Source organism: Francisella sp. AG1 (genome assembly GCF_057683165.1).
The window spans coordinates 1,835,689-1,848,371 of sequence record NZ_CM173135.1 but is presented as its reverse complement, the minus strand read 5'-3'; the positions used below and the strand labels follow the sequence as shown (position 1 = coordinate 1,848,371).

The following is a 12,683-nucleotide window of genomic DNA, read 5'->3' as shown; positions in this document are numbered from 1 at the left end:
TAATATAGGCTATGAATTAGGAGGTGTTATGATTAGAAATTCAGCTTTTTTTATAATATTACTAAGTTTTTCGTATGTTTATTCAGATAACTCTTTTAGTTCAGAAACAGGCAAATATTATATTGCTGATAATGATCTTTTTTATCGTCCAGGTGGTGAAAGAGGAAATGAAGTTATTGATAGAAAAAATGCTTCAGATTTTTTAGCAGGTGTTTCAGATTCAGCTTTTGACATTACAGATTCTTTAATTTTGGATGCGTATACGAGTTCAACTAGTTTGATATCTCAAGGTTCATATGGAGATATTAAAGACACCAAGTTTTATACGCAAGAGACAAAATTAGTAAAAAAATTATGGGATGATAAATTTGAGTTATACGGTGGAGCAGTTTTAGGTGCAAGTCCATATCAGTTAAATAATATGAATTCGGCTTATGATTCTGGCTCTAGGATTGCAGCTTTTGCAAGTGGGCGTGCAGGAACTAAGTATAATTTTTCTAATAGTTTTGGACTGCTGGTTGAAGGACAATATAATCTTACGGGTGAAATGGCAAATAATACTGATATACTAACAAGCTTTGATGGCGCACAGTATCGTGATTCTAAAATTATAAAAACAGGTTTTGAATGGGATTTTTAGGTGGGGATCATCCATAGTTTGTATTGAAATGATTGATCTTTTAGATATGTTGATTATGTGATTTAAATTAATGAGTCTAGATGTTTTCTAATCCATGCTTTAGACTTTTCTGGAACCTCATCTAGTTTAAAAATAATTTGAAAGAATTTATTTTTGAGTTTAGTTTCATTACCATACATTTCACTTACTGCGGCACTAAATTCTTCAATAATAATATCCCCACTTTGGGAGCCTATTTTTTTTAAAATATTACGAATTCTATTCTGCCAGTAAGCGTCCATAGCAGAATCTAGCCATTGAACCATATCATTATTTAAGCAATGTTCGCCATCATTTGCACCTGTCATAAAGCCTTTTTTCCAGATTTTTTCCTTAAGTCCAGCATATTTTTTCCCATACAAATTATGAATTGCATGATGAACTTTTTCACCAATTCCCATTCCAATACCACTCTTAGGGTTGTCTAGGAGGTGTTCTTTAATTTGATTACAAATATCAGACCATCTTTTTTCAAAGGCTTTTTTTGTATGTGGCTTATTCTCTTTTAGCTCATTTTCAAATTCTATATATTGTTGTAAATCATCACCATTTAAAACTTTTTTAATCCATTTATTTTCTAGTTCTATACTCATATCATACACCTTTATAAGTTTAATAATTTTATTCCAATTAATTGATTTATTATGATCATACTCACTAGTTGCTTGTTGTAATATGCTTATCAAATTAGTCAATGAATTTACTTTTTTTTCTAAAAAACTAATTTGTTGACATAACTGTATTTCTAAACTTAAGCTTTTATCCATTATTTTCTTAATTTGAGAAAGCTTAATGCCAAAACTTTTTAGAGCTACTATTTGTTGTAATTTTAATAAATCTTTCTCAGAGTATTTACGATAACCATTTTCTAGTCTTTCAGAAGGAATTAGTAAACTAATATAATCATAATGATGTAATGTCCTAACTGAAACATTTGTTAATTTACTAAACTCTTTTATATACCATTTTTTAGCCATTCTAATCCTCCTTCAATTAGATATTTTAAACTATGACGTAACGTCAAAATCAATGGTTTTTTTGAAAAATTACTCAATTCCTACATTTTTATATTTTAAATGGTAGTGTAAAGTTGCTTTAAATATTATTAAATCGTTTTGTTATTTATTTCGTAGCTAGTTTTTTTGAATATCTATAGTTTCTACTATGCATATTTTTTGTTTTGTGTACCTGATAAGCCTACCATCTATTCTTTTTTGAGACCTAGTAAATCTTAAACTAGTTATCGTTATTTTTTTAAATTTAGCTAATTCTTTTGAAGAAAATATGGATAAAATGATGCATCTCCATAGACTTTTGGCTATAGTACTTATAAATTATTATATTTACATATAAATGCTTTTATCGCATAATTTTGTAACATTAAATAATATGATTATTTTTCCTAGATATGCAAAAAGTCACTAAGTCTGCTCTTATAATATGGTTTGTATGTGCATTTTTTTACGCTTTAGAGTTTATTGTTAGAGCTTCAGGTAACTCACTATACCATGATTTTGCTGCTGCTCCGTATAATTTAAGTTCTGAGCAAATTAGTATTTTCAGCTCGGCTTTTTATTGGGCTTATGTAGCTTCGCAGTTACCAGCAGGTATTTTAGTAGATAAGTTTGGTATTAAAAAAATAATGTTAATTAGTACTTTTATATTTTCAATTGGAGTATTGATAGCTACAAGAGCAGTTTCACAAGAGTATTTGATTATATATCGAGTACTAGCCGGCATTGGTGGTGGATTTGCATTTTTATGTTCATTAAAGGCGATAGCTATATGGTTACCAAAGAGAACTTTTCCATTATTTACTGGTGCTACACAGATGCTGATGTATGGAGCAGGTACATTGACAGGGTTACCTTTAGTTATGTTATCAAATAATTATAGTATACAAACAATAATGTCCGGTATTTTTGTTGTTTCGGTAATTTTATTTGTATGTGTATTATTTTTTATACCTTTTAGTGAGCCACATAATCAAAAAGATACAGATGTTTTAGCTGATACACAGACTAAAGTAAAAGATATACCTATAGTATTCAAGATTAAGCAAATCCTACTAAATGGATTTTTCTGTTTTACAATTTATGGAACTACAGCTTTATTTGCTGATTTGTGGAGCTATAGGTTCTTAAGTTTAGATGGTTACTCTGATCAATCTGCGGGTCTAGCATCCTCAATGATATTTATAGGTATTGCTATTTTTAGTCCTCTTTGGGGCTTTATAGCAACAATATTAAATAAGCAGAAAAATTTGCTTACTCTAGCTTCAATTTTAGGTTTTTTAATAGTTAGCGCTATTGTATATATGCACCTTAATCCAATATTGATGTGTTTTTTATGTGTATTGTGGGGTGGTATGCAAGCGGTACATGTGTTGAATTTCACTATACTAAGGACTCATATTAGTCCACTTTATATTGCTACTGGTATTGCAATGGTTAATTTATTTATACCTCTAAGTGGAGCTATACTACAGCCATTTGTAGGTTTTATGGTCTCATTGTTGGAAAGTTATGGTTTTGCGGAGCTTGCTGCATTTAAATACGCGTTATTGATTTTACCAGTATTAATGCTTTTATCAATAATGCTTTCTCTTTTTATTCAAGAGAAAAATAATTTATAATTTATTGTTTAATTCATCATAAAAGGATGTTTTTTTATGACTAAAGATTTTGTTTTAGCAATTGATCAAGGTACAACTAGTTCACGTGCGATTATTTTTGATAAAAAGGGTAATATAAAAAAGATTGCCCAAAAGGAATTTACACAGATATACCCTAAGAGTGGTTGGGTTGAGCATGATGCAATGGAAATTTGGGGGACTCAAAGTGGAGTAATGCGTGAAGCATTGGAGTTTGGTCGTATTAAGCCTGATCAAATTGCTGCAATAGGTATCACAAATCAACGTGAAACTGTAGTTGTGTGGGATAAGGAAACTGGAGATCCTATATATAATGCTATAGTTTGGCAGTGTCGCCGTACTTCAGATATTTGTGACAGTATAAAAAAAGACACTAAACTAGTTAAATATATTAAGGAAAATACAGGCCTTGTCGTTGATGCGTATTTTTCTGGTACAAAAGTTAAGTGGCTACTAGATAATGTTGAAGGTGCTAGAGAGAAAGCTAATGCCGGTAAGCTCCTTATGGGAACTATAGATACATGGCTAATTTGGAATTTAACCAGAGGTAAAGTTCATGCTACAGATTATAGCAATGCATCACGGACAATGTTGTTTAATATAAATACTTTAGAGTGGGATAAGAAGATTTTAGAATATTTTGATATACCAGAATCGATGCTTCCTGAGGTTAAAAATTCAAGTGAGATATATGGTGTCACAGATGGGCATACTTTGGCAGGTGCAGAAATACCGATAGCTGGGGTGGCAGGAGATCAGCATGCGGCATTATTTGGCCATTGTTGTTTTGAAAAAGGTATGGCAAAAAATACGTATGGTACAGGGTGTTTTGCACTTATGAATGTTGGCGATAAACCAGTTTTTTCAGATGCGGGCCTTCTTACAACTATTGCTTGGGCTGAAGATGGTAAGCCAACTTATGCTTTAGAGGGTAGTGTATTTATTGCAGGTGCAGTTATTCAGTGGATACGTGATGGTTTGGGGCTTGTCCGTTCTGCAGAGGATAGTGAGTATTATGCTACTAAAATTGATTCAACTAATGGGGTATATCTTGTACCAGCATTTGTAGGACTTGGTACGCCATATTGGGATATGTATGCTAGAGGCACAATTGTTGGTATCACTAGGGACACCAAGCGTGAACATATAATAAGAGCAGCTCTTGAAGCAATTGCATATCAAGCTAAGGACGTGTTGGACTGTATGAAAGACGATACTGGGCTTGATTTAACTGGCTTGCGTGTTGATGGCGGGGCTGTACAAAATAATTTTTTAATGCAGTTTCAATCAGATATTTTACAGTCTAAAATTTCTAAGCCTAAAATTAATGAGATTACAGGGTTAGGCGCAGTATTCTTGGCAGGTTTGGCAGTTGGGTTCTGGAATAATAAAGAAGAGCTAAGAGCTATTTTAGATACAGAGAGAACATTTGAGCCACAACGTGATGAGATCACAGTTGCACATGATTACAAAGGCTGGAAAAAAGCCGTCGAAAGAAGTAAGGCGTGGGTAGATAAATGATGCAAGATAATAATTACGATATTATAATAATTGGAGGAGGAGCAACTGGTTTTGGTTGTGCTATTGAAGCCGTTTCAAGAGGTTATAAAACCTTGCTTTTGGAGGCTTATGATTTTGGTAAAGGAACTTCTTCGAAATCTACGAAGCTTATTCATGGTGGTTTGAGATATCTTGAGAATTTTGATTTCGCTTTAGTTAAGGAAGGGCTTGAAGAAAGATTCTCTTTTTTACATAATGCTCCGCACATTACAAATAAGCAATCGTATCTTATTCCAACACGTAGTTATTTAGAAACTATTAAATATACTATTGGTGTGAAGCTGTATGAATTTTTATCAGGTAAATACAAGATAGGAAAAAGCTACAATTTAAATAAAAAGCAAACTCTAGCAACATTACCAAATATTGAAGATTCAAAACTTATTAAAAGTTTGGTTTATTATGATGGTCAATTTGATGATACGAGACTTTTGATATCATTGATGAAAACTTTTGAATCAAAGGGGGGTGTTGCACTTAATTACCATAAGGTTGATAGAATTTTTAGTTCGAATAATTGCAAGTTAGATACTGTAAAAGTTATCGATAGTTTAAGTGCTCAAGAGAAAGAATTTACAGCTAAACATATAATTAATGCTACTGGGACATTTAGTGATAAAACTATAGATCTTGCTAATCAGAATGATTTACATAAGTATGTGTCAGTTGCTCAAGGTACTCATATTGTGTTTGATAGAAAAAAATTTCCAACTGAGCATGCAATATTAATTCCTGAAACAGAAGATGGTAGAGTTTTGTTTATTCTTCCTTGGCATGATCATTTAATAGTTGGAACAACTGACATTAAAAAAGAGATTCCTAGTCTTGAGCCTAGGGCAGAAAAACAAGAGATAGATTTTATTTTAGAAACATTTAATCAATATGCTAAAAATAAAGCTACTATTGCAGATATTAGATCTGTATATTGTGGTCAGAGGCCTCTAGTTACGCCAAAAAAAGCTAAAAACTCTGCAAAAATATCACGCAAGCATGAAATTGTTGAATCAGAAGATGGTTTAATTACAATTGTTGGCGGTAAGTGGACTATATTTAGACGTATGGGGCAAGATGTACTTGATTATATTGAGAGTGGCAAGATTGCTCAAAAAATTTCTAAAACTTCTGATGAACTTTTGGTGGATGCTGTAGTTAGTGATGAAACCTATCCGCTTAGGGTTTATGGTAAAGATGTAAGAGTTGTTAAAAATATTCAACATGAATTGGATGATAGTAGTTTATTGCATCCTGATTTACCATATTACCAAGCAGAAGTTGTATATCATGTAAGGTATGAAAAAGCTCGTTGTGTAGAGGATATTTTAGCTCGTCGTACACGAGCAGCATTTTTAGATATTAAGGCTAGTATTGAGTGCGCACCTAAGGTGGCTGAACTTATGGCAAAAGAGCTTGGTAAAAATAAAAGCTGGGAAAGTAAGCAGGTGGAGAATTTTATGGAGTTCTCTAAGAATTTTGATGTAAAAGAATTATATAAATAAGAGTTTGTTATGATAGAAGCGTGTATTGCCGAGCTTATTGGCACAATGATTTTAATCCTTCTTGGGAATGGGGTTGTTGCAGGGGTTGTTTTAAATAAGACAAAATCTCATAATGGTGGTTGGATGGTTATTACTTTTGCTTGGGGTTTGGCAGTTTTTTTAGGGGTGCTTGTTGCTGGGCCAATTAGTGGAGCTCATTTAAATCCTGCTGTTACATTGGCTTTAGCTTTGGCTGGAAAATTTTCATGGGCTTGGGTTGTACCGTTTATTGTTTCTCAAGTTATAGGCGCCATGCTTGGCCAGTTTTTAGTTTGGATGATTTATTATCCGCATTATTCAGCAACTGCAAGTACTGATCTAAAGTTAGTTACTCACTGTACAGCTCCAGCTATTAAGCATTTACCATCAAATTTTATTAGTGAGGTTGTGGGGACTTTTGTGCTTATATTGGCGATTTTAGCTATGCATGGAGTTGTTGTTCAGGCAAATGACTCAAGCATGGTTACGGCTTACCCTATTGATATGGGCGCGCTTGGAGGGATTCCTGTGGCATTTGCAGTTATGGCAATTGGTTTATCACTTGGTGGTACTACAGGCTATGCTATAAACCCAGCTAGAGATTTTGGACCGAGGTTATTTCATGCTATTATGCCGATACAGGGTAAAGGATCTTCACAGTGGAATTATGCTTGGATTCCTGTTGTAGGACCTGTTGTAGGTAGTGTGTTAGCTACTGCTTTATATTTGTTTTTAAGGGCAAAAGGGGTTTTTTAAAATAATGTGCGAGTCATTTTTTGTTCCACTCTTAGCTGATGACCTTTTGAGACTGTTTACTTCTTTTATTCTGCTGATATGCTGCATTATTTTGAGTTATATTTTTGCTAAAAAGAAGCCTTGGGATGTAATTTTTTGGTTATGCTTTGCAATGTTTTTATTTAGCTTAGCTAGCTATGGTCATGTTATGCACCATATTTATTTAGCAAATACCTTTTCATATGATGGTTTTATTTCAGGGGCATCATTTATAACTATTTGTGGTCTTTTATTTTCAAGGCGAAGGTATATGGCTTTTTCAAATAGTTTTTTTAATAAAAAAACTCCTTTATTAATTGCTACATTTTTAATTTTTACTTTTATATATCTTTTGACTTTAAAATTTAAGAATAACTGTTACGTGTCTCTATATGATTTGTTTGTTAATATTTTACAAGTTGAGATATATCCTTTACTATTGTTATTAGGTATATCTATGTTTTTATATAGGTTCTCTATGTGTTTATCTGTATTTGCTGTAAGTATGGCGTTATTTTTGGTGCAGAACTTGACTTTTATAGCTAGTGCTTTTGTCGAAAATTCGGAGTATCAAGTGTTTGTTGAGGAGATAATCTGTGCGACATTATCAGCGATTTGTAGTGCAGTTGCTATTTATGTCTTAATTAAAGCGAAAAGAATTTATAAGGAGAGTTTGGATGATTGAGCAGGTAGAAGCTAGTTCATTTTTGCTGAATTTTTTTATTGCTGTTGCAATATTAATTGTTGGTTTTGGTATTTCAAAATATATTAAATCCTTTATATATCAAATGTTGAAAGGTTATGATAAAACTGTATCACAGTTTTTGGCTAGTTTAGTTTATGTGATTTTTTTAGTATTGGTTATAGTGGTAGCCTTGGCAAAGCTTGGTGTGCCTATTTCTCCTATTACTGGAGTTCTAACAGGTGTGGTATTTGGTGTGTCTCTTTCTTTGAAAACTTCATATAATGTCATTGCATCGGGAATTATATTAGCTTTTAGTAAACCTTTTGAGGTGGGTGAAAAAGTTGATTTGGGTGGCGTAGAGGGGACTGTTAAATCGATAGGGTTTCTATATACTAAGCTGGATAGTGAGTCTGGCAATGAGATAGTTCTTTCAAATAGTATTATTATGTCAAGAGTTATTACCAAGTTTGCAATAGATAAGTAATGCAAAAAAATCTTCTTTCATCTGATAAATCTTTATACCTATCTAATGGTCAAAAAATCATCCTTAATGATCAACAATTAGAGGTGGTTGCATTAATTAAAAAGTTTTTAAAAAATAAAGAAACCTATTTTTTACTTTCAGGTTTTGCTGGTACTGGTAAAACTACCGTTGTTAAAAAAATATTGGATGAATATTCTAAAAGATCGATAGTTTCTGCACCAACACGTAAGGCAAATGCTGTTATATCTCAGGCAACGATGTCTCAAGGCTATACTATTCATTCACTATTAGGTTTACAGCCGGATCTGAATTTGGAAGATTTTAATCCTAATGATCCAGTGTTTGGCCAGATTAAGAAAGCCACAATCCAGCGTTATAACTTAGTAGTTATTGATGAGGCTAGTATGATCAATAATGCTCTTTTTGAACTTATTGACTTAGAGATTAAGAAATCAGTGCAGACAAAAATATTATTTTTGGGAGATCAAGCACAGATTCCACCTGTTGGTGGGGATCTAAGCCCAATCTTTGAGTTAGAAAATAGCTACAAATTAACGACTCTGATGCGTCAAGCAAAAGATAATCCTTTAGCAAGTTTAAGTCAACAATTAAGAGAGGTTAATGAAGATTTACCAGTTTTTTTGTCTAAGAAAGAAACTATCTTGAGTGATTTGCTTGAGGGTGTAAAATTTGCTAGCTCGAATGAAGAGTTTCGTCAAGAATTAGAGAGTGTTTTTAAATCTTCTAATGCAAAAACTGATGCTGATTATGCAAAGCTCATAGCTTGGAGAAATAAAACCGTAATGCAATCAAACCGCATTATTAGAACTATAGTGTTTGGCGGTGATGCTATGCTTATTGAGAAAGGAGATGTTTTAACCGGATATAGAGCTATAAAAGCAAATTTAAAAGAATCTTTTCTAATTAATAATTGTATGGATTACAAAGTCATAAAAGTTTCTCGAAAACAGAAAAACTTAAACAATATATATGGTTATACGGTTAGGATTTTAGAAAAATCTAAAATTTTTAAAGGTTTTGATGAAAAAGATATATTTATTATAGATTCTGAAGATGTAGATAATTTACATAGCTATGCAAAAATACATGATGATTTATTAGCTATCGCAAGAGCTGATAGGCTGTGGAATGTTTATTATGAATTTCGTAAAAATAATCTCTTAATGATAGATATAGATACTTATAGTGATGGTGCTAACCGATCTAAAGGTGATGTAATTAAGAAAGATTTGGATTATGGCTTTGCTGTTACAGCGCATAAGGCTCAAGGATCAACCTATAAGAAAGTGTTTGTGTTGTTAAAAGATATTGTACTTAATAGAAATTTAGTAGAGAGAAATCAGATACTTTATGTTGCTATGACTCGAGCGCAAAAGCTATGTATAGTTTTATAAAAAAAGAGTTTATAGGCTTTACATTTGCTGCGGCGCATAGTAACATAGGCCTTAGTTTTTTATAGAAAAAATTTTTTATAAAAAAACACCCCGAGAATTAAGTGTAAAAAAGCTTGATTTTTAGTCAAAGAAACTTTATAGTTATCTAAAAGTTTTAGGGGAGGGATTCCCGAGCGGCCAAAGGGATCAGACTGTAAATCTGACGGCTCAGCCTTCGCAGGTTCGAATCCTGCTCCCTCCACCATGCGGGTGTAGTTCAATGGTAGAACTTCGGCCTTCCAAGCCGATAGTGTGGGTTCGATTCCCATCACCCGCTCCAACCTAAATCTAGTTTTTATAATATGTGCAAGTATAGCTCGCATGGCTCAGTTGGTAGAGCACTTCCTTGGTAAGGGAGAGGTCACCAGTTCAAGTCTGGTTGTGAGCACCAAGTTTTAATTTTTTGTTGAAAAAAAATGGAGTAAAAAAATGGCTAAAGCTAAATTTGAACGTTTAAAGCCGCATGTGAACGTAGGTACAATTGGTCACGTTGACCATGGTAAAACTACTCTTACTGCTGCTATTACTAAAGTTATGGCTGAGAAAAATGGTTCAGAGGTTAGAGATTTTGCTGAAATCGATAATGCACCAGAGGAAAAAGCTCGTGGTATAACTATTAACACTTCTCACGTTGAGTATGAGTCTCCTAATAGACACTATGCTCACGTTGATTGTCCAGGTCACGCAGATTACGTTAAAAATATGATTACTGGTGCTGCTCAGATGGATGGCGCTATTTTGGTATGTTCTGCTGCTGATGGGCCTATGCCTCAAACACGTGAGCATATTCTATTATCTCGCCAAGTTGGTGTACCATATATCGTTGTTTTCTTAAACAAGTGTGATATGGTTGATGACGAAGAGCTTTTAGAATTAGTTGAAATGGAAGTTCGTGAACTTCTTGATCAGTACGAATTCCCTGGTGATGATACTCCTATCATTACGGGTTCTGCTCTTAAAGCACTTGAAGGCGAAGAAGAGTATGTAAACAAAATTGTTGATCTTGTACAAGCTATGGATGATTACTTCCCAGAGCCTGAGCGTGATACTGATAAGCCATTTATTCTTCCAATTGAAGATGTATTCTCAATTTCAGGTCGTGGTACTGTTGTTACTGGCCGTGTTGAGCGTGGTGTAGTAAACGTTGGTGATGAAGTGGAAGTTGTTGGTATTCGTCCAACTCAAAAAACTACTGTAACTGGTGTTGAAATGTTCCGTAAGCTTCTTGATCGTGGAGAGGCTGGTGATAACGTTGGTGTACTAGTTCGTGGTCTTAAGAGAGATGATGTTGAGCGTGGTCAAGTATTATGTAAGCCAGGTTCAATTACTCCACATACTAAGTTCGAAGCTGAAGTATATGTATTATCTAAAGAAGAGGGTGGTAGACATACTCCATTCTTCAAAGGTTATAGACCTCAATTCTACTTCCGTACAACGGATGTAACTGGTGCTTGTGAGTTACCAGAAGGTGTTGAAATGGTTATGCCTGGTGATAATATCAAAATGGAAGTAACACTAATCAACTCTATTGCAATGGAAGAAGGTCTTCGTTTTGCAATCCGTGAAGGCGGAAGAACGGTTGGTGCTGGTGTTGTTGCTAAAATTATCGAATAATTGATAGTTTTTATTACAAAAGGTCAGTAGTTCAATTGGTAGAGCAGCGGTCTCCAAAACCGCAAGTTGGGGGTTCGAGTCCCTCCTGGCCTGCCATATAAAAGGCGGTGTTGTAATTTTACAGTGCCGCCTTTTTTATTCCTTGATATTATAATTATCATATGTTATTTTATAGCCTACGTTTATAAGTTTCCTGAGTGTAGTTCACTCTTTTTAAAGGATTATTTTGTGAAAAAGAATCAAAGTTTTAATAATAATAAAGTTTGGATAAGTGGAGCTACTAAATCCACTGAGGTTAAGAAGATTTCTAAGTCTAATAGTATATTGTTGTGGTTAATTGCTACAGCTATAATTATTCTTGGTGTTGTTGTTACAATGTATGCTGATGTTTTGGGGGCTGACTATAGTTCTTATGACTCTTCATTGGCTGTCGTAGTTGTTTTATTAGCTTTGGTTGTAGCAAGGTTTACTAATCAGGGCCGAAGTTTTTGGAGCTTTTTTCAAGCAGCTAAGTTAGAGTTGGCAAAAGTGGTTTGGCCTACTCGTAAGGAAACAATGACAATTACCGCGATGGTTATTGCAGTGGTTATAGTTTTTGCATTAATAATATCTTTGTTTGGTATTATATTTGAAAATCTTATTCAGTATTTTCTGAGTTAATATAAGGAAGTAAGTATGCTTTGGTATGTTGTGCAGGTGCACTCTGGTTATGAGAAGAGGGTGAAAACTCAGCTTGAAGAGAATATAGAGATTTCTGGCCTACAAAATAGTTTTGGTAGAATTCTGGTGCCGACTGAAAATGTTGTTGAAATGAGGGCTGGTCAAAAACGTAAGAGTGAGAGAAAATATTTCCCTGGTTATGTTTTGATTGAAGCTGATTTAACTACAGAGGCATGGGATGTGATAAAGGCTGTGCCTAGAGTGCTTACTGTTGTAGGTTCTCGTGGTAAACCAATTCCTCTTAGTAAGCCAGAAATAGAGAGAATACTCGGCTTTATGGAAAGTGGCGAGGATAAGGTCGAACCAAGATTGAGAAAATCATATCAAGTTGGTGAGGTTGTTAGGGTTCTTGAGGGGCCGTTTAATGACTTTACTGGAGTGGTAGAAGAAGTTAACTATGAGAAGTCAAGATTAAGGGTGGCAGTGTCTATATTTGGTAGATCTACCCCTGTTGAGCTTGAGTTTTCACAAGTTGAAAAAGAGTCTTAATTTACTTAAGACATAGGGAGCTTATATTAAGTTATAAGTGTTATTGACCTACATTTG

At 33.9% G+C, this 12,683-nt stretch carries 12 protein-coding genes and 4 tRNA genes; 15 read left to right on the top strand and 1 reads right to left on the bottom strand.

Annotated elements, in window-relative coordinates; genetic code table 11:
• Positions 1 to 28: 28 nt before the first annotated feature.
• Positions 29 to 640: a hypothetical protein gene (locus ACR0PV_RS09630; protein ID WP_488172864.1), complete on the top strand. Its 612-nt coding sequence runs from the start codon at positions 29 to 31 to the stop codon at positions 638 to 640.
• Positions 641 to 702: 62 nt separating this feature from the next.
• On the opposite strand, the gene ACR0PV_RS09625 is transcribed toward ACR0PV_RS09630, so the two are convergent.
• Entirely contained in the window at positions 703 to 1,656 is a 954-nt protein-coding gene (locus tag ACR0PV_RS09625; RefSeq protein ID WP_488172863.1) for a MerR family transcriptional regulator, read from the bottom strand.
• 431 nt (positions 1,657 to 2,087) lie between these two features.
• Here ACR0PV_RS09625 and ACR0PV_RS09620 point away from each other — a divergent pair, with 431 nt between their 5' ends.
• From ACR0PV_RS09620 to nusG, 14 genes are all read left to right on the top strand, one after another.
• Positions 2,088 to 3,314 carry an MFS transporter gene (locus ACR0PV_RS09620; protein ID WP_488172862.1) on the top strand — a complete coding sequence of 409 codons (1,227 nt, stop codon included), beginning with the start codon at positions 2,088 to 2,090 and terminating at the stop codon, positions 3,312 to 3,314.
• 36 nt (positions 3,315 to 3,350) lie between these two features.
• Positions 3,351 to 4,853, top strand: coding sequence for a glycerol kinase GlpK (gene glpK, locus ACR0PV_RS09615; RefSeq protein WP_488172861.1), 1,503 nt, complete (start codon positions 3,351 to 3,353; stop codon positions 4,851 to 4,853).
• Positions 4,853 to 6,388, top strand: coding sequence for a glycerol-3-phosphate dehydrogenase/oxidase (locus ACR0PV_RS09610; protein WP_488173992.1), 1,536 nt, complete (start codon positions 4,853 to 4,855; stop codon positions 6,386 to 6,388). Before glpK ends, ACR0PV_RS09610 begins: the two co-directional genes overlap by 1 nt.
• A gap of 9 nt (positions 6,389 to 6,397) precedes the next feature.
• Positions 6,398 to 7,162 (top strand): MIP/aquaporin family protein, encoded by a 765-nt coding sequence (locus ACR0PV_RS09605; protein WP_488172860.1) that lies wholly within the window; start codon positions 6,398 to 6,400, stop codon positions 7,160 to 7,162.
• A gap of 4 nt (positions 7,163 to 7,166) precedes the next feature.
• Positions 7,167 to 7,865, top strand: coding sequence for a hypothetical protein (locus tag ACR0PV_RS09600; RefSeq protein ID WP_488172859.1), 699 nt, complete (start codon positions 7,167 to 7,169; stop codon positions 7,863 to 7,865).
• Positions 7,858 to 8,349: a mechanosensitive ion channel domain-containing protein gene (locus ACR0PV_RS09595; protein ID WP_488172858.1), complete on the top strand. Its 492-nt coding sequence runs from the start codon at positions 7,858 to 7,860 to the stop codon at positions 8,347 to 8,349. Before ACR0PV_RS09600 ends, ACR0PV_RS09595 begins: the two co-directional genes overlap by 8 nt.
• Positions 8,349 to 9,764 (top strand): ATP-dependent DNA helicase, encoded by a 1,416-nt coding sequence (locus ACR0PV_RS09590; protein WP_488172857.1) that lies wholly within the window; start codon positions 8,349 to 8,351, stop codon positions 9,762 to 9,764. The genes ACR0PV_RS09595 and ACR0PV_RS09590 overlap by 1 nt, the downstream gene beginning before the upstream one ends.
• A gap of 159 nt (positions 9,765 to 9,923) precedes the next feature.
• A tRNA-Tyr gene (locus tag ACR0PV_RS09585) sits at positions 9,924 to 10,008 on the top strand.
• A gap of 1 nt (position 10,009) precedes the next feature.
• Positions 10,010 to 10,083: transfer RNA gene (locus ACR0PV_RS09580), tRNA-Gly, on the top strand.
• A 35-nt stretch (positions 10,084 to 10,118) separates the two neighbouring features.
• Positions 10,119 to 10,194 (top strand) — tRNA-Thr (locus ACR0PV_RS09575).
• A 38-nt stretch (positions 10,195 to 10,232) separates the two neighbouring features.
• Positions 10,233 to 11,417, top strand: coding sequence for an elongation factor Tu (gene tuf, locus ACR0PV_RS09570; RefSeq protein WP_488172856.1), 1,185 nt, complete (start codon positions 10,233 to 10,235; stop codon positions 11,415 to 11,417).
• A 20-nt stretch (positions 11,418 to 11,437) separates the two neighbouring features.
• A tRNA-Trp gene (locus ACR0PV_RS09565) sits at positions 11,438 to 11,513 on the top strand.
• Between the two features lie 75 nt (positions 11,514 to 11,588).
• Complete coding sequence (gene secE, locus ACR0PV_RS09560; protein ID WP_488173991.1) at positions 11,589 to 12,077, top strand: preprotein translocase subunit SecE; 489 nt, start codon at positions 11,589 to 11,591, stop codon at positions 12,075 to 12,077.
• A gap of 15 nt (positions 12,078 to 12,092) precedes the next feature.
• Complete coding sequence (gene nusG / locus ACR0PV_RS09555; RefSeq protein WP_488172855.1) at positions 12,093 to 12,626, top strand: transcription termination/antitermination protein NusG; 534 nt, start codon at positions 12,093 to 12,095, stop codon at positions 12,624 to 12,626.
• Positions 12,627 to 12,683: the final 57 nt, after the last annotated feature.

Coding starts and splice junctions, on each gene's coding strand:
- nusG (WP_488172855.1), top strand. CDS start 12,093: ATGCTTTGGTATGTTGTGCAGGTGCACTCTGGTTATGAGAAGAGGGTG.
- ACR0PV_RS09620 (WP_488172862.1), top strand. CDS start 2,088: ATGCAAAAAGTCACTAAGTCTGCTCTTATAATATGGTTTGTATGTGCA.
- ACR0PV_RS09610 (WP_488173992.1), top strand. CDS start 4,853: ATGCAAGATAATAATTACGATATTATAATAATTGGAGGAGGAGCAACT.
- ACR0PV_RS09625 (WP_488172863.1), bottom strand. CDS start 1,656: ATGGCTAAAAAATGGTATATAAAAGAGTTTAGTAAATTAACAAATGTT.
- glpK (WP_488172861.1), top strand. CDS start 3,351: ATGACTAAAGATTTTGTTTTAGCAATTGATCAAGGTACAACTAGTTCA.
- ACR0PV_RS09590 (WP_488172857.1), top strand. CDS start 8,349: ATGCAAAAAAATCTTCTTTCATCTGATAAATCTTTATACCTATCTAAT.
- ACR0PV_RS09605 (WP_488172860.1), top strand. CDS start 6,398: ATGATAGAAGCGTGTATTGCCGAGCTTATTGGCACAATGATTTTAATC.
- tuf (WP_488172856.1), top strand. CDS start 10,233: ATGGCTAAAGCTAAATTTGAACGTTTAAAGCCGCATGTGAACGTAGGT.
- ACR0PV_RS09600 (WP_488172859.1), top strand. CDS start 7,167: ATGTGCGAGTCATTTTTTGTTCCACTCTTAGCTGATGACCTTTTGAGA.
- ACR0PV_RS09595 (WP_488172858.1), top strand. CDS start 7,858: ATGATTGAGCAGGTAGAAGCTAGTTCATTTTTGCTGAATTTTTTTATT.
- ACR0PV_RS09630 (WP_488172864.1), top strand. CDS start 29: ATGATTAGAAATTCAGCTTTTTTTATAATATTACTAAGTTTTTCGTAT.